Genomic DNA, 21,585 nt, shown 5'->3' with positions numbered 1-21,585 from the left:
GGTTTCATCATTCAGGATGTTTTATAGGTCCGGCCTGCTCAAAAGGAAGGTGACCCATGCGTATAGACCGTTTAACCAGCAAATTGCAGTTAGCGTTGTCCGATGCCCAATCCCTGGCTGTCGGCCACGATCATCCGGCCATCGAGCCGGCGCACTTGATGCAAGCCTTGCTCGAACAGCAGGGTGGCTCGATCAAGCCCCTGCTGATGCAGGTGGGCTTCGACGTCAACAGCCTGCGTAAAGAGCTGACCAAAGAGCTCGACCAGCTACCGAAAATACAGAACCCGACCGGCGACGTGAACATGTCGCAGGATCTGGCACGCCTGCTCAACCAGGCCGACCGTCTGGCCCAGCAAAAGGGCGACCAGTTCATCTCAAGCGAACTGGTGCTGCTCGCCGCCATGGACGAGAACAGCAAGCTCGGCAAGCTGTTGCTCGGCCAGGGCGTGAGCAAGAAAGCCCTGGAAAACGCGATCAACAACCTGCGTGGTGGCGAGGCCGTCAATGACCCGAACCACGAAGAAGCGCGACAGGCGCTGGATAAATACACCGTCGACCTGACCAAGCGCGCCGAAGACGGCAAGCTTGACCCGGTGATCGGCCGAGACGACGAAATTCGCCGCACAATCCAGGTGCTGCAACGTCGTACCAAGAACAATCCTGTGCTGATCGGTGAGCCTGGCGTGGGTAAAACCGCCATCGCCGAAGGCCTGGCCCAGCGCATCATCAATGGCGAAGTGCCGGACGGCCTCAAGGGCAAGCGCCTGTTGTCCCTGGACATGGGGGCGCTGATTGCCGGTGCCAAGTATCGCGGCGAGTTCGAAGAACGCCTGAAATCCCTGCTCAATGAACTGTCGAAGCAGGAAGGGCAGATCATTCTGTTCATCGACGAACTGCACACCATGGTCGGCGCCGGTAAAGGTGAGGGCTCGATGGATGCGGGCAACATGCTCAAGCCGGCCCTGGCCCGCGGTGAGCTGCACTGTGTAGGTGCCACAACGCTCAACGAGTACCGCCAATATATCGAGAAGGACGCCGCCCTCGAGCGACGCTTCCAGAAAGTGCTGGTGGACGAGCCGAGCGAAGAAGACACCATCGCCATCCTGCGTGGCCTCAAGGAGCGTTATGAGGTTCACCACAAGGTGGCGATCACCGACGGCGCGATCATTGCCGCGGCCAAGCTCAGTCATCGTTACATCACTGACCGGCAGTTGCCCGACAAGGCCATCGACCTGATCGACGAAGCCGCCAGCCGCATCCGCATGGAGATTGACTCCAAGCCGGAAGTGCTGGACCGTCTGGAGCGTCGCCTGATTCAGCTGAAGGTGGAATCCCAGGCGCTGAAGAAAGAAAGCGATGACGCAGCGAAGAAGCGTCTGGAGAAATTGCAGGAAGAAATCGCTCGGCATGAGCGTGAGTACTCGGATCTCGAAGAAATCTGGAACTCGGAGAAAGCCGAAGTCCAGGGTTCGGCGCAGATCCAGCAGAAAATCGAGCAATCCCGTCAGGAACTGGAAGCGGCCCGCCGCAAAGGCGACCTGAACCGCATGGCGGAGTTGCAGTACGGGGTGATCCCGGACCTGGAGCGCAGCCTGCAAATGGTCGACCAGCACGGCAAAGCCGAAAACCAGTTGCTGCGCAGCAAGGTGACTGAAGAAGAGATCGCCGAAGTCGTGTCGAAGTGGACCGGTATCCCGGTGTCGAAGATGCTCGAGGGCGAGCGCGAAAAACTGATGAAGATGGAAAGCCTGTTGCACCAGCGTGTGATCGGCCAGGAAGAGGCGGTGGTCGCGGTGTCCAACGCAGTGCGGCGTTCCCGCGCCGGATTGTCCGACCCGAATCGCCCAAGCGGCTCGTTCATGTTCCTCGGCCCGACCGGTGTCGGTAAAACCGAGCTGTGCAAGGCGCTGGCCGAGTTCCTCTTCGACACTGAAGAAGCGATGGTGCGGATCGACATGTCCGAGTTCATGGAGAAACATTCCGTGGCGCGCTTGATCGGTGCGCCACCAGGCTACGTGGGCTATGAAGAGGGCGGTTATCTGACCGAGGCCGTACGTCGCAAGCCGTATTCGGTGATCCTCATGGACGAAGTCGAGAAGGCGCACCCGGATGTGTTCAACATTTTGCTGCAAGTGCTCGAGGATGGTCGTCTGACCGACAGCCATGGCCGCACGGTGGATTTCAAGAACACCGTGATTGTCATGACCTCCAACCTGGGGTCGGTGCAGATCCAGGAACTGGTCGGTGATCGTGAGGCGCAGCGTGCAGCGGTGATGGATGCGATTTCCACCCACTTCCGGCCGGAGTTCATCAATCGGGTCGACGAAGTGGTGATCTTCGAGCCGTTGGCGCGGGATCAGATCGCCGGCATTACCGAGATCCAGTTGGGTCGTCTGCGCAGCCGCCTGACCGAGCGCGAGCTGAAGCTTGAGCTCAGCCCTGAGGCGATGGACAAGCTGATCGCGGTCGGTTACGACCCGGTGTATGGCGCTCGGCCGCTCAAGCGCGCTATCCAGCGCTGGATCGAGAACCCGCTGGCGCAGTTGATTCTGTCCGGTCGATTCATGCCGGGCGATACCGCTCACGGCGTGGTGGAGAACGACGAAATCGTATTCGTCTGATCCATAACCGCGGCAAAATCGAAAAGGCCTCGCATAACGAGGCCTTTTTTTCGTTAGGCTGTTGAACTCAAAGGAAAAGGCTTGTAAAGTGCGCCCCGCAGTCAGTCACCCACCAGGGTTTCCGCTCCCCAAGCAGGAATCCAAAATAAGTTGCAAATCATTAACTTGAAAGCAATTTAGGGGGTTGACAGAGGTGCTGAAGATTGTAGAATAGCGCGCCTCAGACACACGAACGCAGCGATGCGAACGGGTTGAAGAGAACGCAGTAAAGCTTCAAAGTTGTAAATTGAAATGTGTAGTTCCGTGATAGCTCAGTCGGTAGAGCAAATGACTGTTAATCATTGGGTCCCAGGTTCGAGTCCTGGTCACGGAGCCAATTTCAAACCGGGGTATAGCGCAGTCCGGTAGCGCGCCTGCTTTGGGAGCAGGATGTCAGGAGTTCGAATCCCCTTACCCCGACCATTTTTGGGTCGTTAGCTCAGTTGGTAGAGCAGTTGGCTTTTAACCAATTGGTCGTAGGTTCGAATCCCACACGACCCACCATTTTTGAAACCAGTTAGCGCTGGAATCGAATCTTAAGATCAGAGGCCAAAAGCGCTGATCGAGGAAGGCGCCTTCAAGGGTGCCTTTTTTTTACCGGGGTATAGCGCAGTCCGGTAGCGCGCCTGCTTTGGGAGCAGGATGTCAGGAGTTCGAATCCCCTTACCCCGACCATATTAAAAATCCTCGTATCGAAAGATACGGGGATTTTTTTTGTCTGTTAATTGCTTGCCGCGGATCAATTGTAGGAGCGAGCTTGCTCGCGAAGATCGTTAACGAAAACGCAGCGTTTCTGGTTTAACGCGGCGCTCTCAGGTTCTTCGCGAGCAAGCTCGCTCCTACAGGTGTTAGTGCAACTTGAGCCGTGGCTCGGTACCACGTCCGATCTTGCTGCCCAGCATCAGCATCGCCGTGCGGAACGGCCCGTACAGCGCCATCTGGTGCATGCGGTACAGCGACACGTAGAACATCCGCGCGAGCCAGCCTTCGAGCATCACGCTGCCGGTGAGGTTGCCCATCAAGTTACCCACAGCCGAAAAACGCGACAGCGAGATCAGCGAGCCGTAGTCGGTGTACTTGTACTCTGGCAGGGCCTTGCCTTCGATGCGCAGTTTCAGTGATTTGGCCAGCAACGAAGCCTGTTGGTGAGCGGCCTGGGCGCGTGGCGGCACGTTGCGGTCGCTGCCCGGTTGCGGGCAGGCGGCGCAGTCACCGAACGCGAAGATGTTCTCGTCGCGGGTGGTTTGCAGGGTTGGCAGCACTTGCAGCTGATTGATGCGGTTGGTTTCCAGGCCATCGATGTCCTTGAGGAAACCCGGTGCACGAATCCCTGCGGCCCAGACTTTCAGGCTGGCGTTGATCACGTTACCGTCCGCGGTAATCAGGCTGTCGGCGGTCACTTCGCTGACCGCTGCATTGGTCATCACGTTGACCCCGAGTTTCTCCAGGGTTTTATGCACAGGCCCGCCAATCCGCTCCGGCAGCGCCGGCAGCACCCGTGGACCGGCTTCGATCAGGGTGATGTGCATGTTTTCCGGTTTGATCCGGTCCAGGCCATAGGCTGCCAATTCGTGGGCGGCGTTGTGCAGTTCGGCGGCCAGTTCGACCCCGGTGGCACCGGCGCCGACGATGGCTACGCTGATTTGCTCGATCGTGTCGGTCTGACCGGCGTGAGCGCGCAAATAGTGATTGAGCAATTGCTGGTGGAAACGCTCGGCCTGTTTGCGGGTGTCGAGGAACAGGCAGTGTTGCGCCGCGCCCTGGGTGCCGAAATCGTTGGTGGTACTGCCGACGGAGATCACCAGCGAGTCGTAAGGCACTTCACGGGCCGGCACCAGCTCCAGACCGGCTTCGTCATAGGTGGCGGCCAGCTGGATTTTCTTGCTCGCACGATCGAGACCGCTCATGCGTCCCAGCTGGAACTCGAAGTGGTTCCATTTGGCCTGGGCGACATAGTTGAGTTCGTCTTCGGAAGAATTCAGGGAGCCGGCCGCCACTTCGTGCAACAACGGTTTCCAGATGTGGGTCAGGTTCGCGTCGACCAGCATCACACTGGCTGTGCCGCGCTTGCCCAGAGTCTTACCCAGACGGGTAGCCAACTCCAGACCGCCGGCGCCGCCGCCGACAATGACAATACGATGGGACATGGGGATAACTCGCAAGGCTAAAAGAAATCGGTACGGTTACCCAAGCGAGCGCAAGGCAGCTCATAGCGTCAGATAACTGATAAGTCGGCTCAGCAGGCCCAGACCAATGGTCACTGCCAATACCAGTACAAGGAGCATCCACGGCCGAAAAGGCCGGCGCTCGACTTGATGCTGGGACAACTGCAGGTACTCTTCGACATGCTTTTGGTCGTCGGGGTTCAGGCGGCTGGTCATATCGGGCCTCGTCAGGAGTAGACGTTGCTGAATGTCTGGAAGCTACAGGGAAATTATTCAGCTGTGAACGGAGCTTAGCTGCTGAGCGGAGAAAGGCTCGAGTCTCACAGACTGATCCCGACATCAAAAACAATGCTGCGCCCCAGGTTGCTGCGCAAAAAGTCCGGAGCATCCGGGTGAGCGAACAGTACACGGGCGAAGGTCGGCCCGACCAGCGACAGCGAGCGCCAGCCCTGGCGCAGGTATTCGGTCGGTGGCGGGAAATGGCTGTTGAGGTCCAGCACTTCGCGTTTGAGGCTGGCGAAGGCAATGATGTCCAGCTCACCCAGATCCATACCGCGTTCTTTGTAGTTGTGCGCTTTTTTGCGCAAAGTCGGCGCCAATCGCAGCAAGAACTCGTTGGCGGGGATGCGCCGTGGCTTGGCCTCGCGGCGTACCAGTTGGCTCAGGGAAAACGCGCTGCGCCGACGTTGCAGTTCATCGCGCCATTCATCGTTGAGGCGCCGACCCTCGTCGAGCACGAAGAACACCTCGAAACTGGCATCGCGAAACAACACATCCGGCGGCTCCCCGGCGGGGGCGAACTCGTCGGCGCGATAGGGAATGTTCAAGCCTTGCAGCAGGCGCTGGCACACCCAACGCTCACGCTCCCATTTGCGGGCATTGGACAGGAATGCGTTGGCTTGCTCGGCCGCGATGGTCAGCAGGCGTAAATAATCTGAGTCATCCATAGGCCCAAGCTTAGCGTTCAAATGTGTTCGCAAAGAAGACAATTTATCGGCGAGGCCCATCGCCTCCCGTTCCCACGCCCGTTCCAGGGCTCTGCACAAAACGGATAGTGATCTGCGCTCACTGGCTATTGCCACGTATCGGGCAGCTCTACCCTCGGCTGTACGGACGTAAGCCGTGTTACCGACGCTCTAAAAAAACAACAACAAGAGATATATGCCATGCGCAAGATCGACGTACATGAGGTTATCGACAACGCTCGTTTCAACCGCTTTCACTGGATGGTGCTGTTCTGGTGTGCCCTGATCATCATCTTCGACGGTTACGATCTGGTGATCTACGGCGTGGTCTTGCCGATGCTGATGAAAGAGTGGGGGCTCAGTCCTCTGCAAGCCGGTGCACTGGGCAGTTATGCACTGTTCGGCATGATGTTCGGCGCGCTGTTCTTCGGTCCGTTGTCGGACAGGATCGGCCGCAAGAAAGCCATCACGATCTGCGTGATGCTCTTCAGCGGCTTCACCGTGCTCAACGGTTTTGCCCGCAACCCCACCGAGTTCGGCCTCTGTCGCTTCATTGCCGGGCTCGGCATTGGCGGCGTGATGCCTAACGTCGTGGCACTGATGAACGAGTACGCACCGAAAAAAATCCGCAGCACGCTGGTCGCGATCATGTTCAGCGGTTACTCGGTGGGCGGCATGCTGTCTGCTGGGCTGGGCATCGTGCTGATCCCGAGTTTCGGCTGGCAGTCGGTGTTTTACGTGGCGATCCTGCCATTGCTGCTGTTGCCGCTGATCATGTATTTCCTGCCTGAATCGGTGGGCTTCATGTTGCGTCAGGGGCGTAATGAAGAGGCGCGCAACATTCTTGAACGCATCGATCCGGCCTACGTCGCGCAAACGTCCGATCAATTGCACATGGCCGAAGTGAAAGGTACGGGCACCCCGGTGTTGCAGTTGTTCCGTGAAGGCCGTGCGCTGCGCACGCTGATGTTGTGGCTGGCGTTTTTCTGCTGCCTGTTGATGGTGTACGCGCTGAGTTCCTGGCTGCCGAAACTGATGGCCAACGCCGGTTACAGCCTGGGTTCGAGCCTGTCGTTCCTGCTGGTGTTGAACTTCGGAGCGATCTTCGGCGCGGTCGGTGGCGGGGTGCTGGGCGACAAACTCAATCTGCCGAGAGTGCTGTCGGTGTTTTTCGCCATGGCGGCGGTGTCGATCACCCTGTTGGGCTTCAATAGCCCGATGCCGGTGTTGTACTTGCTGATCGCGATTGCGGGTGCCACCACCATTGGCTCGCAGATTCTCTTGTACGCCTGCGCCGCGCAGTTCTACTCCATGACGATTCGTTCGACCGGCCTGGGCTGGGCCTCGGGCATCGGGCGCAACGGGGCCATCGTCGGTCCGCTGCTGGGCGGTGCCTTGCTCGGGATCAGCCTGCCCCTGCAACTGAACTTCATGGCGTTTGCCTTGCCCGGCGCGGTAGCGGCCCTGGCCATGACCGTGTTCGCCATCAGCAGCCGACGCAGCGCTGCTGGCGTCAACCCCGTGTTGTCAGCGACCGGTGCCTGAATCATGAAAGCGTTTTTCCAGGACTTCTCATTGTCGGCCGCCGTGGCTGGATTCATTGCCACGGTGATTTCTTACGCCGGGCCGTTGGTGATCATCTTTCAGGCGGCAGAAGCGGCACAGCTTTCGCGGGAAGTGTTGTCGTCCTGGATCTGGGCGATCTCCATTGGCAGCGCCGTGCTCGGGATCGGTTTGAGCCTGCGCTACCGAGTTCCGGTGATCATCGCCTGGTCGGCGCCGGGCTCGGCGCTGCTGGTGGCGCTGTTGCCGGAGATTTCCATGGCAGAGGCGGTGGGCGCTTACCTGGTCAGCAGCCTGATTATTTTCGTGGTCGGGATCTCGGGGGCGTTTGACCGGATCATCAGCAAACTGCCGGCAGCCATCGCGGCGGCAATGCTGGCGGGCATCCTGTTCAGTTTCGGCACCGGGTTGTTCGTGTCGATGCAGCGCAAGCCGTTGCTGGTCCTGGCGATGTTTGCCACGTACCTGATCTGCAAGCGGGTGATGCCGCGTTATGCAGTGATGATGGTGCTGCTGGTGGGCTGTTCGATTGCCGCGTTCACCGGTGATTTGCACCGTGAAGCGCTGGTGATCGGCCTGGCCACGCCGGTGTGGATCACGCCCGAGTTCAGCCTGGGCGCGATCCTGAACATCGCCTTGCCGCTGGTGATGGTGGCGTTGACCGGTCAGTTCGTGCCCGGCATGGCGGTGCTGCGCGCCAGTGGATATCCAACGCCGGCGAGCCCGATCATCGCCAGCAGCGCGCTGGGCACGGCATTGCTGGCGCCGTTTGGTTGCCATGGACTGAATCTGGCGGCGATCACCGCAGCGATCTGCACCGGCCGCGAAGCCCACGAAGATCCTCGCAAACGCTACGTGGCCGGGGTCGTCGGCGGGCTGTGTTACCTGCTGCTGGGGATCTTCGGCGCCACGCTGGTCTCGCTGTTTTCAGCGTTCCCCAAAGAGTTGATCGCGGCGCTGGCCGGGCTGGCCCTGTTCGCCGCCATTGCCGGCGCGTTAACGGGCGCGATGGCGGTGCCGAGCGATCGCGAAGCCGCGCTGGTGACCTTTCTGGTCACGGCTTCGGGCATGTCGTTGTTCGGTTTGTCCGCGGCGTTCTGGGGGCTGATTTTCGGCATGGTCACCCATGTGCTGTTGAGCGCCCGTCGTTCCGTTCCCCGTCGAAAATCCACTGCAACTGAAGTCCTTCAACCCGTCGATCAATAACAATAAGAGAAAAACGATGAAACAGATTCTCCCAACCACCGGTTCGGCGTTGTCCCTGGCTGTCGTCTCGGGTTTTTCCACAGGCGCGATGGCCGCTGAAAAAGGCTTTGTCGAAGACACCACCGCGACGTTGCAGGCGCGCAATTACTACTTCAGCCGCGACTATTCCGACATCGTCGGCGCCAATCAGCAATCGAAGGCTGAAGAGTGGGCCCAGGGTTTCATTCTCAACGTGAAGTCCGGTTACACCCAGGGCACCGTCGGGTTTGGGGTGGACGTCATCGGCTTGCTCGGCCTCAAGCTCGACAGCGCCCCGGACCGGACCAATACCGGTTTGCTGCCGGTGCAGAGCGACGGCCGCGCGGCGGACAACTACAGCCGTCTGGAAGGCGCGTTGAAGATGCGCTACTCAAAAACCGAGCTGAAAGTCGGTGAGCTGCAACCCAATCTGCCGGTGTTGGCCTTCAGCGATATTCGCCTGCTGCCACCGAGTTATCAGGGCGCAAGCATCACCTCCAACGAGATCAACGGCCTGACGCTGCAGGGTGGTCACTTGAGTTCAACCAGCCTGCGCAACGAGGCTGGCGACGAAAAGATGCAAGCGATGCTGGGGCACGTGCCGCAGCGCCAGGTCAGCAGTGACGGTTTCAATTTTGCCGGCGCCGATTATGTCTTCAACGACAAGCGCAGCTCGGTCAGCGCCTGGTACGGGCAACTGGAAGATATCTACAACCAGCGTTTTCTGGGTTTGAAGCACAGTGAGCCGATGGGTGACTGGATCCTCGGCGCCAACCTCGGTTACTACGATTCGCGCGAAGACGGCAAAAAACTGCTGGGCAACATCGACAACCAGGCGTTCTTCTCGTTGCTGTCGGCCAAGCGTGGCGGCCATACGTTTTACGTCGGCTATCAGGGCATGTTCGGAGACAGTGCGTTCCCACGGGTGTTTGCCAACATCTCACCACTGGGCAACGAAGTGCCGACCTACGAGTTCGCCTTCACCGATGAGCGTTCCTGGCAGGCGCGCTACGACTACGACTTCGCGGCGCTCGGCGTACCGGGGCTGACCAGCACCGTGCGCTACATCAGCGGCAATAACGTCGATACCGGCAAGGGCTATGAAGGCAAGGACCGCGAGCGTGACCTGGATATCGGCTATGTATTGCAGAGCGGCAGCCTCAAAGGCCTTGGCATCCGTGTGCGCAACGCGATGGCGCGTTCCAATTACCGAAGTGATATCGACGAGAACCGCTTGATCCTCAGCTACACGTGGACCTTGTTGTGAGCCATTGATCACAGGTTGTTGGTGCAATCACCGATGACGTTGTAGGTCACACGGTGGGTCTGGCCCTGATGATCGACATACTCCATGGTCGCCGGTACAACCCCGCATGCGGTCGCGGTGTCCGACACAGAAACCACGCTGGCGATGTCCAGTGGCTGCGCCGGGTTATACAGGACCGCGAGGGGTTCGTTGTCGGCGGCCATGGCCGAGGTGGCGATAACGGTCAGCAAGAGGCTGATCAACGTTTTCATGTTGGCGTGCTCCGTGTCGGTTCTGATGTCTGAATTTTAGTCTTTGCCACCGACGGATAAAGGGGCGAACGGCGGATGCAGCCTTACATAAAACGTAACAGTCATCGCCCGAGGGGGGCTTATGGATGTGCTTAACAACTTGCGTGTGTTCATCCGGGTGGTGGACTGCGCCAGTTTCACCGGGGCTGCCGATGCGCTGGATCTGTCGACCGCGCAGGTATCCCGATTGGTGGCGGATCTGGAGGAGCATGTACAGGCGCGTCTGCTGCAACGCACCACGCGGCGCTTGAGCCTGACCGACGCTGGCGAGCGCTTCCTGCTGCGCAGCCGGCAAATCGTCGATGCCATGGATGAGGCGACGGCCGAGGCCCGTGGCGCTCATACCAATCCGGCCGGACGCCTGCGGGTGCACAGCATGAACGGCCTGGGTGTGCTGCTCACGCCGTTGATCGCCCGCTACAGCGAGCTTTATCCCGATGTGGTGTTCGAACTGACCTTGTCGCAACGCAATCCAGACCCGCTGGAGGAGGGGCACGATGTGGTGATTTCGATCGCTCCTGAACTGGCCGACTCGCAAATGGTTGCGCAGGCCGTCGGGCAGATCTACAGCGTGCCCTGTGCCTCCCCGGCTTACCTGCAACGCCGGGGTGTGCCGCAGCAGCCGCTGGCGCTGAACGATCATCAATGCCTGCGCATGCTCGACCCGCTGTACAGCGATCAATGGCTTTTCCAGGACGAGCACGGCAAGCACGCCGTCAGCCCGGCCAAGACCTTTCAGTGCAATGTTGCCGAGTCGATGGTCAAGGCTTCGGAGGCGGGCATGGGTATCAGCCTGCTGCCGTTCTACACCGCGATGCGGCCCTTGAGCGACGGCACTTTGCTACGCGTGTTACCGGCATGGCGTCTGCGCGAACGCAATGTGTACGCGCTGTATCCTTCGCGACGCTTTCTCGATGCCAAGGTCCGCACCTGGGTGGACTTTCTCAAGTCTGAGCTACCGAAACTATTCGCCGAGCATGATGCAGTGGTGAACGATCCGCGGCATTGGGCCTGAAGTCGAAGGGCGGGAGAGCGGCGGTGTAGACTGAGTGCCTGTTGTTCTTCGCCTGGGAGGCGCGCGTAGCCATGATCGGTGCCGAGTTGCTGTCATCGCAAACCCTTGCGGTCGGCTGGCTGATCTATGTGCCGGTGTTGATCTGGGCGATCTGTCGCGCGCCGTGGGTTGAACTGTTCACCGACAGCCGTCGTCAGCATCTGCTGTTTGGAACGGTGTTTGCGCTGTTTCTGTTGTGGCTGGTGCGGCGCGACTTTGATACCGGCGTGTCTTACCACTTCATCGGCATGACAGCGGTGACGCTACTGCTGGACTGGCCGCTGGCGCTGGTCGGCGGGTTGGTTGCGCAAACGGGGCTGGTGTTACTCGACCGACAGGACCTGGCGGCTGTCGGGGTCAATGGCGCGCTGTTGATTGCGCTGCCGGTGCTGGTCACCGAGTGCTGCGCGATCCTGGTGGAGCGGGCGCAGCCACGAAATCCCTTTGTGTATATCTTCGTTTCCGGATTCTTTGCCGCCGCGCTGTCGGCGTTGCTGTGTCTGCTGCTGGCGCTATGGTTGCTATGGTTCGACGAGCGTTTCGAGATGCCGTACTGGCTGGAAGATTTTGTCGGATATCTGTGGCTGATCATTTTTCCCGAAGCGTTTATCAACGGCATGATCGTCAGTGCGCTGGTGGTGTTTTGTCCGGAGTGGCTTGAGACGTTCAACCGCACCCGCTATCTCTCGGCTCCCTGGAAGGACGACGATCCCAAGTCCTGATCCGCATCAAGACCTGGAATCGCCCATTCGATGGATCAGTGACGCGGGTCGAAGTCACCGCTGAACATTTCGTCCTCGGCATCGGGAGCCACTGGAATCTTGTGCTCTTCGGACGCCCAGGCACCCAGGTCGATCAGTTTGCAGCGGTCGGAGCAGAATGGCCGGAATTTGCTCTCGGCGGTCCATTCCACAGGGGCGCCACAGGTTGGGCATTCGACGGTTGTTGGTTGGCTCATGACTGGCCTCCACGCAATGAAAGATAAAAGTGATGCAGGCGCTCGACCTCGCTGTGCAGCCAGGTAAGGTCGCGGTCATTGACCACGACGTCGTCGGCATGGCTCACGCGATCCTGGCGGCTGGACTGAGCCTTGAGGATCGCCTGGACTTGCTGCTCGCTGGTCTGGTCACGTTGCAGGGTACGTTCGATCTGCAATTGTTCGGGGGCATCGATCACCAATACCCGTTGGGTCATGGCGTATTGCCCGGACTCGATCAGCAGCGGCGAAACCAGAATCGCATAAGGCGATTTTGCCAGCGCCAGGTGGTGAGCGATCTCCTCGCCGATCAGCGGATGCAGGAGGGCCTCCAGCCAGCGGCGTTCTTCAGGTACCTCGAAGATCAATTTGCGTAGCGCGGCGCGGTCCAGTTGCCCGTCGGCCTGCAACACGCCAGGGCCGAAGTGTTCGGCGATTTGTGCCAGTGCCGGGCGACCGGGTTCCACTACCCAGCGAGCAGCATGATCGGCGTCGACCACATGCACACCCAGGTCGATGAAGTGTTGGGCGGCCGCACTTTTGCCGCTGCCAATGCCGCCGGTCAGGCCGAGAATCCAGGGTTTTTCCACAGGGCTATTCATTTCAAACCGACAAGCTGCCAATAGAGGTCGGTTATTTGACCACCCCAGAGCAACGCAATCCAGCCGGCAATGGCCAGATAGGGGCCGAAAGGGATCGGTGTCGAGGTTTTTGCATTGCGCCAGCGCAGCAGCACCAGCCCGATAATGGCACCCACCAGCGAGGACAGCAGGATAGTCAGCGGCAAAATCTGCCAGCCACCCCAGGCCCCCAGCATCGCCAGCAGCTTGAAATCACCGTAGCCCATGCCCTCCTTGCCCGTGATCAGTTTGAACAGCCAGAACACCGACCACAGCAGGCCGTAGCCGGCGATCGCCCCCCAAAGCGCCTCGTGCAACGACACGAACAGGCCGAAACTGTTGACGATCAACCCCAGCCATATCAGCGGCAGCACCAGTACATCGGGCAATATCTGATGTTCGGCGTCGATCAGGCTCATCGCCAGCAACCCCCAGCTAAGGATCAGCATCAGGCCGGCCGGCCAACCGAAGTCGAAGTGCCAGGCAACAAACGCCGACAACAGCCCGCAGGCCAGTTCGGTCAACGGATAGCGCGGGCTGATCGCTGCCGCACAGGCTGAGCAGCGGCCGCGCAAAAACACATAACTGAGCAACGGGATGTTTTCCCAGGCGCGGATTCGGTGACCGCAGTGCGGGCACTGGGAGTGGGGTAGCAACAGGTTGTAGGTCGGCAGCGGCGTTTCGCCAGGCAGCCCGAGAATGTCATGGGCCTGCTCACGCCAGTCGCGTTCGAGCATTTTCGGCAGGCGCCAGATCACGACATTGAGGAAACTGCCGACCAGCAGGCCAGTGATGCCTGCGAGAAGGACAAAGGCCAGCGCAGAGTGAATCAGGATTTCATTCAAGGGCATGTCAGATCGCTGAGCCAAGTTGGAAGATGGGCAGGTACATGGCAACTACCAGTCCACCGACGATAACACCCAGCACCACCATGATGAACGGCTCCATCAGGCTGGTGAGGTTATCGACCATGTTATCGACGTTGTCTTCGTAGAACCCCGCGACTTTATCGAGCATAGCGTCCAGGGTGCCGGACTCTTCGCCGATGGCGGTCATTTGTATCGCCATGTTCGGAAAGACGCCGCAGGTGCGCATGGCGAAATGCAATTGCATGCCGGTCGAGATGTCCTGCCGGATGCGCAATACCGCGCGCTTGAACACGCTATTGCCGGTCGCTCCGGCCACTGATTCCAGGGCCTCCACCAGCGGCACGCCGGCAGCGAAAGTGGTCGACAGTGTACGGGCGAACCGGGCCACGGCGGACTTGTGCATCAGGGTGCCCACCAGCGGCAGTTTCAGCAGCCAGGTGTCCATCCGGTCGCGAAGGGCCGGGGATGTCCTGAGGGCGTGGCGCACGCCGAAGGCCGTTGTGATCAGCGCGCCAAGGACCACCCACCACCAGGCCTGCATGAATTGCGACAGGCCAATGACCATCACGGTGAAGGCCGGCAGTTCGGCACCAAAGCCTTTGAACACCGATTCGAACTGCGGCACGACATTGACCAGCAGAATCCCGGTGACAATCGCCGCGACGAACACCACCACCAGCGGGTAGGTCATGGCTTTCCTGATCCTGGCCTTGAGACTTTCGCTCTTTTCCTTGTAGGTCGCGACCCGCTCCAAAAGGGTGTCGAGGGCACCGGCCTGTTCGCCGGCATCCACCAGGTTGCAATACAGCTCATCGAAATACCGGGGCTTCTTGCGCAGGGCGGCGGCGAAGCTGCTGCCTGCTGCAACTTCCTGTTTCAGTTCGTCCACCAGTTTGCGCATGGCCGGATTGTCGAAGCCTTCGCCGATGATGTCGAAGGACTGCAACAACGGCACGCCAGCCTTCATCATCGTCGCTATTTGCCGGGTGAACAGGGCAATGTCCTGGGCCTTGATGCGCTTGCCCATGTTGAAAACCGAATGGTTTTTTTTGCGGACTTTGCCGGGAGTGATGCCTTGCTTGCGCAGCTTCGCCTTGATCAGCGCCGGGTTTTGAGCGCTGAGTTCGCCGGTCACTTTTGTGCCTTTGCGGTCGATGCCTTCCCATGCATACACGCTGATTTTCGCTGCCTTGACCGCCATGTTCAGTCCTGGGTATTCCGATTGAATTGCTCTTATAGCCTAGTCAGGGGACGGGGCCAAACCCGGAAGGGTGAGGTGACAAAAAACGTCAGATAGTGCTGATCCAGGTAGTAGGTGAGGGCTTTGCTGTCACCATATCTCCTGCCAACAGGGGCTTCTGGCCTTGGCACAGGCTGTGCTGCCATGGGGCAGGTCATGAGCCTTCGACTCATGCATGGAGCTTGTACATGAACAATCAGAAAGGTTTTACCCTGATCGAGTTGCTCGTCGTAGTGGCGATCATCGGGATCCTGGCAACACTGGGCCTGCCGATGTATTCCAAGTACCAGGCGCGGGCCAAGGTCACGGCGGCGATGGCCGAGCTGACTGCAATGAAGGTGCCGTTCGAGGATGTGATCAGCCAGGGGGAAACCCCGACAATTGCCAACGTGGCGCCCGCCGGCGAGACATCGACTAACCATTGCGCCCTGTCTGTGACGGGTACAACGCAGGCGGGAGGGGGATCAATCGTTTGTACGTTGCACAATGCCCCTGGGGTGGTCCAGGGCAAAACCGTCACCCTGACACGGGACGAAGACAAAGGCTGGTCATGTAAGAGCAGCGTTTCCCAGGACTACTTGCCTAAAGGGTGTACCGGTTCTGCGGCATGAATTGCTGAATCAAGTCCCCGCTTTTGCGGGGATTTTCCTGTTTGTCGACCTGTCGTCAAATGCCGCAGATAAAGCTCGGAAATTCAGCATCTTAGGAACTTTCCACAAACCCGCAACTTGCATGCAGTGATTGTGCTTCTCGTGCATTTTGCATGATTCCGAAAATTGGCTGATTTTATAACTTGTTGATTAATATGTATTTACTCTCTGTTTCAGAGTTGGCACAGCGTTCGCAATATTCCAGGTAACTTTCCGAAAAACAGGAGTTACTCGTATGAAGAAGTTCGCTATCACTGCCGCTGCTGCTACCGCGCTGACCCTGACCATGGCCAACGTTGCGTTTGCTCAAACCACCCAGGCAACCCAGTCGCCAATGGTGCTGGCTGCCGGTGAAATGACCGAAGCGAAAGAAGCTACTTCCGATACCTGGATCACCACCAAAGTCAAAGCTGACCTGATGACCGAAAAAGGCATTCCAGGTAGCGACATCAAGGTTGAAACAAACAAAGGCGTGGTATCGCTGTCGTCGACCACCGCTGTGACCGATTCGCAAAAAGAGATGGCTGTGGCCATCACCAAGAAAATCAAAGGGGTCAAGGCGGTCTCCGCTGACGGCCTCAAAGCCGAGTAAGGCAAGACTTCTCGCCTGGACCGGGAGAAGGCGCGACAGACGGGCCGAGTCTTACGTCTGTTGCCACCTGAGTGTTCATGCGAAGGGCCATAAGGATGTGGCCGTCACAGGCCCCGTGCATTTTTGCCGGGGCCTGTTCTATGTGTAGCGCTGAAAATCAATTTGCAGGAGTGAGCCTGCTCCGGGCGGCGTTCCGACGATGACAGCCTTTCAGGCGACATCGATGTCGACTGTTTTGTCGCCATCGCGAGCAGACTCCAGCCGGCGATTCATCACTCGGCATCCAGATGCATCTGTGTTACCACGCGGCCATCACTTTGCGCCTCGCCCAGATTGGCGTCGATGAAGTACACCCGGTCATCTTCCAGTTGGGCCTTGTCGACCAGGTAATCCTTGATACTGCTGGCGCGTTCCTGGCCCAGTTGACGCAACAGCACGTCGCTGGTGCTCCAGAACTTGATCACCTCGGCGCGCATTTTCGCTGTGCGTTCTTCCTTGCCCAGATCCTTCCATTCGGCAGGGGGTTGGGTTTTCAGGCGAGTGCGGTAGATACCTTCAAGCAGGGGGCCTTTTTCGTCGTCAGGCACTTCCAGTAACGAAGCCTGGGCCGGGACCTTGTCACCGCGGCGCTGGAGCATTTTGTAGTAGTTGTATTGGTATTCACGTTCCAGGCGTTGTTCGGCGATCAGCGGGCCATCGCTGCTCTGGGCGGCGGTGCCTTCGATTTCCAGGCGCAGGGCCGGGCGTTCCTTGAGCGCCTTGGACAGTTTGTCCAAGGCACCTTCGGCGTCCTTGCTCAGGTCGCTGGAGCCCGCAGCGAATGAAACGCTGCCCAGGTCTTCCGAACCACCACCGTTGACCAACCCGCCAATGAGTTTGAACGGTGCTGCCGCGGCTTTGACGACCAGGTTACGCAGGGTCTGCCAGATAATCGGCATGACGCTGAACTGAGGGTTGTTCAGGTCGCCGGTGACCGGCAGTTCGATGGAGATCTTGCCGTCGACGTCCTTGAGCAAGGCAATGGCCAGTTTCAGCGGCAGGCTCACGGCATCCGGGCTGTCGACTTTTTCACCCAGTTGCAGTTGTTCCACCACCACTTTGTTTTCGGCTTTGAGCTGACCCTTGGTGATCTGGTAGTGCAAGTCGAGATTGAGCCGGCCCTTGCGGATACGGTAGCCGGCGAACTTGCCGGAATAGGGCGTCAACGTGGTCAGTTCCACACGTTTGAAGCTGGTGGCGATGTCGAGGCTGGCCATCGGGTCGAACGGATTGACCGAGCCCTTGATGGTCACCGGTGCGTAGCGATCGACCTTGCCCTTGACGTCGACACCGGCCGGTTTCTGCTGACGGCTGTCGATGGTGCCGATCTGCCCGTTGAGTTGCTGGATGGCGGTGGCGAAGTTCGGCGTCAGGCTGAAGTCGGCGAAGTTGGCCGAACCGTCATTGATGAAAATGCCACCGATGTGGATGCCCAGCGGTTTCTCGTTGCCGGCGGATTTGCTTACCGCCTGTTTTGCCCCGGAGTCCGCCGGTTGGGGAATCAGCAGGTCATCGATGTTGGTGGTGCGATCATCGTTGATCATGAAGCGCGCGTAGGGCTGGAACAGGTTGATCTTGTCGATCGACAGGCTGTCCCCATGCTGATAGTTCAGACCTTCGACCACGACCTGTTGCCACTTGAGGAAGTCGCGGGTTTTCAGGGTGTCCAGGGTATGCAACTGATCGACCTGGGCGCGGCCGGTGACGTTGAACGCCAGGGGCTCGGTGCTTTTCAGGTCGACCGCCAGATCGCTGCCGAGCATGCCGCTGCGCAATTCCAGGCGAATGAATGGCGTGATGTAGGACTGGGCAACCCGCAGGTCGATGTCCCTGGTCTGTACCTTCAGCCTGGCGCTGACCGGGGCCAGGTTGACCTCGCCGTCGGCCATGATCTTGCCTTGCTTGCCCACGCCGGTATCGAGCTTGAGGGTAAAGGGAGAACCGTTGAGGCTGTCGAAGTTTTGCAGGTCGAGGTTCAGCGGAGCCAGATCCAGGGCGACGGGAGGCTGTGCCTTTCGGTCAGCCAGATGCACCTGGTAATCGCGCAACTGTACGTCCTTGAGCAGCACCTGCCAGGGTTTGCCTGGGGCGGCCGGTTCGGGCTTCGGTGAGTCTGCCGCCGCCGGAGTGCGGGCCGGTTCGGCATCTGCCTTGGCTTTGGCGGTGGGTTTTGACGGTTGGCTGGCGAACAGTTTCTGCCAGTCGAGTTGGCCGTCCGATTCCAGCGCGGCCCAGGTTTCCAGTTTGTGGCTGCGGATCTTGCCGACCACCACTTGCTGTTTGGCCAGGTCCACGGTGGTTTCGCTGACGTCCAGGCGCTCGAGCTTCACCAGCGGCCGGCCATCCGGGGCCTTGATCGCGAAGGGTGCAATGTTGACCGCTACATTGCTCAGCAACAGCTCGGTTTCCTTGGCCAGGCTGAATTTGTAGTCGGTACTGATGCTCATGACGCCGTTTTCGAGGTCCAGTGGCACGGCGTCGCGCACATAGGGCCAAAAGGCTTTCATCTTGCCATCGGTGATTTTCAGCTTACCTTCGGAGGCGATCGGGATCAGGCTGAAGTTGCCGGTCCAGTCGATTTGTCCGCCATTGGGGCCGACGGCCACCAAGGTCATGTCGGCGCTGTCATCGGGCAGGGTGCTGAGGTTCTTCAGCTCGAAATCGAGTGTGTCGTAGAGAAACTCGATGGGCTCGCTGGGCCGGGCATCTTCAAAGTGCACGGCGCCGCCCGCCAGTTTGATCCGCTCGATGCGTAGCGGAAACGGCTTGGCATCCGGGTCGGCGGGTGTGGGCTCGCTCGCTGGCAGTTTGAACAGCCCGAGCAGATTGAGTTTGCCATCCTTGCTGAACAGGATTTCGGTCTTGGGCTTGTCCAGTTCGACATTGGACAGGTGCACCGCCCTGGTCCACAGGCTGTCGAGTTGCAGATTGGCATACAGGCGTTCGAAACCGACCTGCTCTTTGCCGGGCTCGCCGATGTTCAAGCCCCAAAGGGTCAGTTCAAGGCTGAACGGATTGAATTCGATCCGCTGGATGGTCGCGGGTGTGGTGGCGTAGTTAGCCAGTTGCTGGTTGGCAACGCGTAACGCGACACCCGGTAAAATCAGAAAACCCAGCAAGCTGTAGAGGGCCAGAGCAGTCAACAAGGCGCCAATGGCGCGAATCAATCCTTTGTACATGTGCGGCTTCATCTGTCTGGGTCGGAGTGCCTTGGAGTATGGCACGCGTTTCCGGTTCCCAAGTGATTGGCCTGATCAGTAAGTTTCAGATTTTTCCCACAGCGGTCAAAGCTGCAGAATCAGGGTTTTCAGCGGTGGTTGCTGATCCATCGACGGGAAGTCGGCGCCCGGTTTCATCACGGTCCATTCACGCACCGGCCGTCCGGCCTTCTCTGCGCAACGCAAAACCTGCTCGCGCCAGTCATCCATGCTGACTTTTGCCAGGTTGTTGCAGCAGATCAGTACGCCATTGTCGGCGGTGGTCAACAAGGCCGGTTTGAGCAGGCTCTGGTAGTCGCGCAGCAGGTCGACGGTGCCGAATGCGCTCTTGGCCCACGCCGGAGGGTCGAGCAGCACCAGATCGTACTGGCGCTGTTCCAGGCGCTGATAGCTCGGCAGTTTTTGCCCGCGGCGCTGGCTGATCGGCAGGCCGGCCAGTTGGCGAATGGCCGGGAAGTAGTCGGACTGGATAAATTCCATGGTCGGCAACTGCGGGTTGAGTTGGCCGTTCTCCCGACCGACCGCCAGGTTGCCTTCGGCGAAGTCCAGGTTGCACACCTCCCGCGCGCCACCGGCGGCGGCACTGAGGCCGACACCGCAGGTGTAGGCGAACAGGTTCAGCACGCTTTTGTTCTTGCTGTGGTCCTTGACCCAGCCGCGAGTGTTGCGCAGGTCGAGGAACAGCAGCGGGTCCTGTCCGGCATGGCGACCGCGCACCCGATAGTTCAGGCCCCATTCGTGGCCGACCAGGTCTTGCAGGGCGGCTTCGTCGGCGCGGTAGACGATGTCTTCGCGATCGATGCGCGAATTGCCACGGGAGCGGTCGTTGTAGACCAGCAGGGTTTCAAAACCCAAGTGTTGATTGATTGCTTCGTGCAGTTGCAGCAGTGTCTCGCGTTCCAGTGCCTGGTGGAAACTTTGCACCAGCAGTTGCGGGCCGTAGCGGTCGATGGTCAAGCCACCGGCGCCTTCCTGGCTGCCGTGGAACAGGCGATAGCAATCGGTACCTTGCTGGTGCAGTTCGGCGAGCAGGTCCTGGCGTTGATCGAGGGCGGCGCGCAGCGCCTGATTCAAGGAAGACATGCTGGGCGCCTTGCAGGAGGGAATTGGGCGCGGGAGTTTAACAGTTTTGGCTCGGGATCGAGGCGCTGCCTTCGCGAGCAGGCTCGCTCCCACACTGGATTCGTGTCGTACGCGGGATTTTCGAACAACAAAAGTCCCCTGTGGGAGCGAGCTTGCTCGCGATGTTTTTCAGTGGTTTCTAACTCAGCAACCCCATCCGCCGTCTGGCCCGCTGCACCGACCCATTCCGCACCGCCCAGCGCAGCATCGGCGCACTGCGATTGACGCTGGCGCGGATCAGCTTGCGTTGCAGCGGGTTCTGGCTGACGCCGAGCATGTCGCTGGCCCAGTCCGGCAGCAGGTCGATCCCGGCCTGCATCATCAGACCGCCGAAAGGCTTGGCCAGACGACTGGGGGAGGGGGCGTTCAGCAACAGGCGCAGAACTTCCCGACTGCGTTCGTCGCACAACAATTGTGGGCGAACGCGCTCAAGGTAATCGGATATTTCCTGCCGTGAACGGGGCACATCACGCGCCCCAAGACGTTCGGCAACCAGGGCGATCTCGGCGTAATAACGATCCTGATCCGCGAGGGACAAATGTGGATTGCGATAGCGCAGGTGCGCAGCGAGGAAGTTGCTGACCTCCGCGACGTGCACCCAGGTCAGCAGATCAGGATCGCTGGCTGCGTAAGGGCGCCCATCCGGCGCCGTACCGGTCACTTGCAGGTGAATGGTGCGGACTTTCTCGATCAGCCAGTCGGCGTCCTGGCGTGAGCCGAAGGTGGTGCCGGAGATGAACTGCCCGGTGCGGCGCAAGCGACCGAGCATGTCTTCACGAAAGTTCGAATGGTCCCAGACCCCGGCTAATGCCAGCGGGTGCAGCGCCTGCAGCATCAGGGCGCTGATGCCGCCGATCAGCATGCTGCTGAAATCGCCATGGACTTGCCAGCTCACCGAGTCCGGCCCGAACAGCCCGGGGTCGCCCTTGGGATTTTCCAGGTCGAGTTTGCCCAGGGACAAACCGGTCAGGCTCATGATCTGGGTTTCGATGCGGGTGCGGATGAATTCCATGGTGAACCTGTAGGAGCGAGCTTGCTCGCGATGGACGTTAACAATAACGCGTGCTTCCT

At 59.4% G+C, this 21,585-nt stretch carries 19 protein-coding genes and 4 tRNA genes; 12 read left to right on the top strand and 11 right to left on the bottom strand.

Going from position 1 to position 21,585, the window contains the following annotated elements; all coding sequences use genetic code 11:
• Nucleotides 1–56: 56 nt before the first annotated feature.
• From clpB to AC3ITA_RS24735, 5 genes are all read left to right on the top strand, one after another.
• The gene (gene clpB, locus AC3ITA_RS24755; RefSeq protein ID WP_150672721.1) at nt 57–2,621 is read left to right on the top strand and encodes an ATP-dependent chaperone ClpB; all 2,565 of its coding nucleotides are present in this window, start codon (nt 57–59) and stop codon (nt 2,619–2,621) included.
• Nucleotides 2,622–2,921: 300 nt separating this feature from the next.
• A tRNA-Asn gene (locus AC3ITA_RS24750) sits at nt 2,922–2,997 on the top strand.
• Nucleotides 2,998–3,006: 9 nt separating this feature from the next.
• Nucleotides 3,007–3,083: transfer RNA gene (locus AC3ITA_RS24745), tRNA-Pro, on the top strand.
• 5 nt (nt 3,084–3,088) lie between these two features.
• Nucleotides 3,089–3,164: transfer RNA gene (locus AC3ITA_RS24740), tRNA-Lys, on the top strand.
• Nucleotides 3,165–3,258: 94 nt separating this feature from the next.
• A tRNA-Pro gene (locus tag AC3ITA_RS24735) sits at nt 3,259–3,335 on the top strand.
• A gap of 173 nt (nt 3,336–3,508) precedes the next feature.
• Here AC3ITA_RS24735 and AC3ITA_RS24730 read toward each other — a convergent pair.
• The 3 genes from AC3ITA_RS24730 to AC3ITA_RS24720 form a co-directional block, all read right to left on the bottom strand.
• Nucleotides 3,509–4,807 carry an NAD(P)/FAD-dependent oxidoreductase gene (locus AC3ITA_RS24730; protein WP_150672722.1) on the bottom strand — a complete coding sequence of 433 codons (1,299 nt, stop codon included), beginning with the start codon at nt 4,805–4,807 and terminating at the stop codon, nt 3,509–3,511.
• A gap of 60 nt (nt 4,808–4,867) precedes the next feature.
• A complete protein-coding gene (locus tag AC3ITA_RS24725) occupies nt 4,868–5,041 on the bottom strand; it encodes a DUF3094 domain-containing protein (protein WP_007970531.1) in 174 nt (57 codons plus the stop codon).
• Between the two features lie 104 nt (nt 5,042–5,145).
• Nucleotides 5,146–5,772 carry a DUF1780 domain-containing protein gene (locus tag AC3ITA_RS24720; protein WP_007970534.1) on the bottom strand — a complete coding sequence of 209 codons (627 nt, stop codon included), beginning with the start codon at nt 5,770–5,772 and terminating at the stop codon, nt 5,146–5,148.
• A 219-nt stretch (nt 5,773–5,991) separates the two neighbouring features.
• Between AC3ITA_RS24720 and AC3ITA_RS24715 the strand changes: the two genes are divergently transcribed.
• Genes AC3ITA_RS24715 through AC3ITA_RS24705 form a run of 3 tightly spaced genes read left to right on the top strand, consistent with a single transcriptional unit; the run spans nt 5,992 to nt 9,844 of the window.
• The gene (locus AC3ITA_RS24715; protein ID WP_095945527.1) at nt 5,992–7,335 is read left to right on the top strand and encodes an aromatic acid/H+ symport family MFS transporter; all 1,344 of its coding nucleotides are present in this window, start codon (nt 5,992–5,994) and stop codon (nt 7,333–7,335) included.
• A gap of 3 nt (nt 7,336–7,338) precedes the next feature.
• A complete protein-coding gene (locus AC3ITA_RS24710; RefSeq protein ID WP_489278593.1) occupies nt 7,339–8,559 on the top strand; it encodes a benzoate/H(+) symporter BenE family transporter in 1,221 nt (406 codons plus the stop codon).
• Nucleotides 8,560–8,575: 16 nt separating this feature from the next.
• Complete coding sequence (locus AC3ITA_RS24705) at nt 8,576–9,844, top strand: OprD family porin (RefSeq protein ID WP_095945525.1); 1,269 nt, start codon at nt 8,576–8,578, stop codon at nt 9,842–9,844.
• A gap of 8 nt (nt 9,845–9,852) precedes the next feature.
• Here AC3ITA_RS24705 and AC3ITA_RS24700 read toward each other — a convergent pair whose 3' ends face one another.
• Nucleotides 9,853–10,095, bottom strand: a complete 243-nt coding sequence (locus AC3ITA_RS24700; RefSeq protein ID WP_095945524.1) for a DUF2790 domain-containing protein — start codon at nt 10,093–10,095, stop codon at nt 9,853–9,855.
• Nucleotides 10,096–10,216: 121 nt separating this feature from the next.
• Between AC3ITA_RS24700 and AC3ITA_RS24695 the strand changes: the two genes are divergently transcribed.
• Together AC3ITA_RS24695 and AC3ITA_RS24690 are read left to right on the top strand one after the other, a co-directional pair.
• Nucleotides 10,217–11,149 carry a LysR family transcriptional regulator gene (locus AC3ITA_RS24695; RefSeq protein ID WP_095945523.1) on the top strand — a complete coding sequence of 311 codons (933 nt, stop codon included), beginning with the start codon at nt 10,217–10,219 and terminating at the stop codon, nt 11,147–11,149.
• Between the two features lie 71 nt (nt 11,150–11,220).
• On the top strand, nt 11,221–11,910 hold the full coding sequence (locus AC3ITA_RS24690; RefSeq protein ID WP_095945530.1) for an energy-coupling factor ABC transporter permease: 690 nt from the start codon (nt 11,221–11,223) through the stop codon (nt 11,908–11,910).
• A gap of 35 nt (nt 11,911–11,945) precedes the next feature.
• Here AC3ITA_RS24690 and yacG read toward each other — a convergent pair whose 3' ends face one another.
• The 4 genes from yacG to AC3ITA_RS24670 are packed head-to-tail and all read right to left on the bottom strand — an operon-like array spanning nt 11,946 to nt 14,854.
• Nucleotides 11,946–12,146 (bottom strand): DNA gyrase inhibitor YacG, encoded by a 201-nt coding sequence (yacG, locus tag AC3ITA_RS24685; RefSeq protein ID WP_007970539.1) that lies wholly within the window; start codon nt 12,144–12,146, stop codon nt 11,946–11,948.
• Nucleotides 12,143–12,766 (bottom strand): dephospho-CoA kinase, encoded by a 624-nt coding sequence (coaE, locus tag AC3ITA_RS24680; RefSeq protein WP_095945522.1) that lies wholly within the window; start codon nt 12,764–12,766, stop codon nt 12,143–12,145. The genes yacG and coaE overlap by 4 nt, the downstream gene beginning before the upstream one ends.
• The gene (locus AC3ITA_RS24675; protein ID WP_150672723.1) at nt 12,763–13,635 is read right to left on the bottom strand and encodes a prepilin peptidase; all 873 of its coding nucleotides are present in this window, start codon (nt 13,633–13,635) and stop codon (nt 12,763–12,765) included. Before AC3ITA_RS24675 ends, coaE begins: the two co-directional genes overlap by 4 nt.
• A 1-nt stretch (nt 13,636) precedes the next feature.
• The gene (locus AC3ITA_RS24670; RefSeq protein ID WP_489278591.1) at nt 13,637–14,854 is read right to left on the bottom strand and encodes a type II secretion system F family protein; all 1,218 of its coding nucleotides are present in this window, start codon (nt 14,852–14,854) and stop codon (nt 13,637–13,639) included.
• 227 nt (nt 14,855–15,081) lie between these two features.
• Here AC3ITA_RS24670 and AC3ITA_RS24665 point away from each other — a divergent pair, with 227 nt between their 5' ends.
• A complete protein-coding gene (locus AC3ITA_RS24665; protein ID WP_095945519.1) occupies nt 15,082–15,504 on the top strand; it encodes a pilin in 423 nt (140 codons plus the stop codon).
• 274 nt (nt 15,505–15,778) lie between these two features.
• Nucleotides 15,779–16,135 carry a BON domain-containing protein gene (locus AC3ITA_RS24660; RefSeq protein WP_095945518.1) on the top strand — a complete coding sequence of 119 codons (357 nt, stop codon included), beginning with the start codon at nt 15,779–15,781 and terminating at the stop codon, nt 16,133–16,135.
• A 272-nt stretch (nt 16,136–16,407) separates the two neighbouring features.
• On the opposite strand, the gene AC3ITA_RS24655 is transcribed toward AC3ITA_RS24660, so the two are convergent.
• The 3 genes from AC3ITA_RS24655 to AC3ITA_RS24645 all read right to left on the bottom strand — a co-directional run bounded on the left by AC3ITA_RS24655 (nt 16,408) and on the right by AC3ITA_RS24645 (nt 21,526).
• Nucleotides 16,408–19,365, bottom strand: coding sequence for a DUF748 domain-containing protein (locus AC3ITA_RS24655; RefSeq protein ID WP_489278589.1), 2,958 nt, complete (start codon nt 19,363–19,365; stop codon nt 16,408–16,410).
• Between the two features lie 93 nt (nt 19,366–19,458).
• Nucleotides 19,459–20,475, bottom strand: coding sequence for a class I SAM-dependent rRNA methyltransferase (locus AC3ITA_RS24650; RefSeq protein WP_414927982.1), 1,017 nt, complete (start codon nt 20,473–20,475; stop codon nt 19,459–19,461).
• A gap of 178 nt (nt 20,476–20,653) precedes the next feature.
• Nucleotides 20,654–21,526, bottom strand: a complete 873-nt coding sequence (locus AC3ITA_RS24645; protein ID WP_414928718.1) for an oxygenase MpaB family protein — start codon at nt 21,524–21,526, stop codon at nt 20,654–20,656.
• Nucleotides 21,527–21,585 lie beyond the last annotated feature (59 nt).

It is taken from the genome of Pseudomonas sp. GL_090 (assembly GCF_057837765.1).
Note: the sequence above shows the minus strand (reverse complement) of the source record. Positions and strands in the feature narration are given on the sequence as shown.

What these genes read in the sequence shown, in the direction of transcription:
- clpB (WP_150672721.1), top strand. Translation starts at nt 57, where the DNA reads ATGCGTATAGACCGTTTAACCAGCAAATTGCAGTTAGCGTTGTCCGAT.
- AC3ITA_RS24730 (WP_150672722.1), bottom strand. Translation starts at nt 4,807, where the DNA reads ATGTCCCATCGTATTGTCATTGTCGGCGGCGGCGCCGGCGGTCTGGAG.
- AC3ITA_RS24725 (WP_007970531.1), bottom strand. Translation starts at nt 5,041, where the DNA reads ATGACCAGCCGCCTGAACCCCGACGACCAAAAGCATGTCGAAGAGTAC.
- AC3ITA_RS24720 (WP_007970534.1), bottom strand. Translation starts at nt 5,772, where the DNA reads ATGGATGACTCAGATTATTTACGCCTGCTGACCATCGCGGCCGAGCAA.
- AC3ITA_RS24715 (WP_095945527.1), top strand. Translation starts at nt 5,992, where the DNA reads ATGCGCAAGATCGACGTACATGAGGTTATCGACAACGCTCGTTTCAAC.
- AC3ITA_RS24710 (WP_489278593.1), top strand. Translation starts at nt 7,339, where the DNA reads ATGAAAGCGTTTTTCCAGGACTTCTCATTGTCGGCCGCCGTGGCTGGA.
- AC3ITA_RS24705 (WP_095945525.1), top strand. Translation starts at nt 8,576, where the DNA reads ATGAAACAGATTCTCCCAACCACCGGTTCGGCGTTGTCCCTGGCTGTC.
- AC3ITA_RS24700 (WP_095945524.1), bottom strand. Translation starts at nt 10,095, where the DNA reads ATGAAAACGTTGATCAGCCTCTTGCTGACCGTTATCGCCACCTCGGCC.
- AC3ITA_RS24695 (WP_095945523.1), top strand. Translation starts at nt 10,217, where the DNA reads ATGGATGTGCTTAACAACTTGCGTGTGTTCATCCGGGTGGTGGACTGC.
- AC3ITA_RS24690 (WP_095945530.1), top strand. Translation starts at nt 11,221, where the DNA reads ATGATCGGTGCCGAGTTGCTGTCATCGCAAACCCTTGCGGTCGGCTGG.
- yacG (WP_007970539.1), bottom strand. Translation starts at nt 12,146, where the DNA reads ATGAGCCAACCAACAACCGTCGAATGCCCAACCTGTGGCGCCCCTGTG.
- coaE (WP_095945522.1), bottom strand. Translation starts at nt 12,766, where the DNA reads ATGAATAGCCCTGTGGAAAAACCCTGGATTCTCGGCCTGACCGGCGGC.
- AC3ITA_RS24675 (WP_150672723.1), bottom strand. Translation starts at nt 13,635, where the DNA reads ATGCCCTTGAATGAAATCCTGATTCACTCTGCGCTGGCCTTTGTCCTT.
- AC3ITA_RS24670 (WP_489278591.1), bottom strand. Translation starts at nt 14,854, where the DNA reads ATGGCGGTCAAGGCAGCGAAAATCAGCGTGTATGCATGGGAAGGCATC.
- AC3ITA_RS24665 (WP_095945519.1), top strand. Translation starts at nt 15,082, where the DNA reads ATGAACAATCAGAAAGGTTTTACCCTGATCGAGTTGCTCGTCGTAGTG.
- AC3ITA_RS24660 (WP_095945518.1), top strand. Translation starts at nt 15,779, where the DNA reads ATGAAGAAGTTCGCTATCACTGCCGCTGCTGCTACCGCGCTGACCCTG.
- AC3ITA_RS24655 (WP_489278589.1), bottom strand. Translation starts at nt 19,365, where the DNA reads ATGAAGCCGCACATGTACAAAGGATTGATTCGCGCCATTGGCGCCTTG.
- AC3ITA_RS24650 (WP_414927982.1), bottom strand. Translation starts at nt 20,475, where the DNA reads ATGTCTTCCTTGAATCAGGCGCTGCGCGCCGCCCTCGATCAACGCCAG.
- AC3ITA_RS24645 (WP_414928718.1), bottom strand. Translation starts at nt 21,526, where the DNA reads ATGGAATTCATCCGCACCCGCATCGAAACCCAGATCATGAGCCTGACC.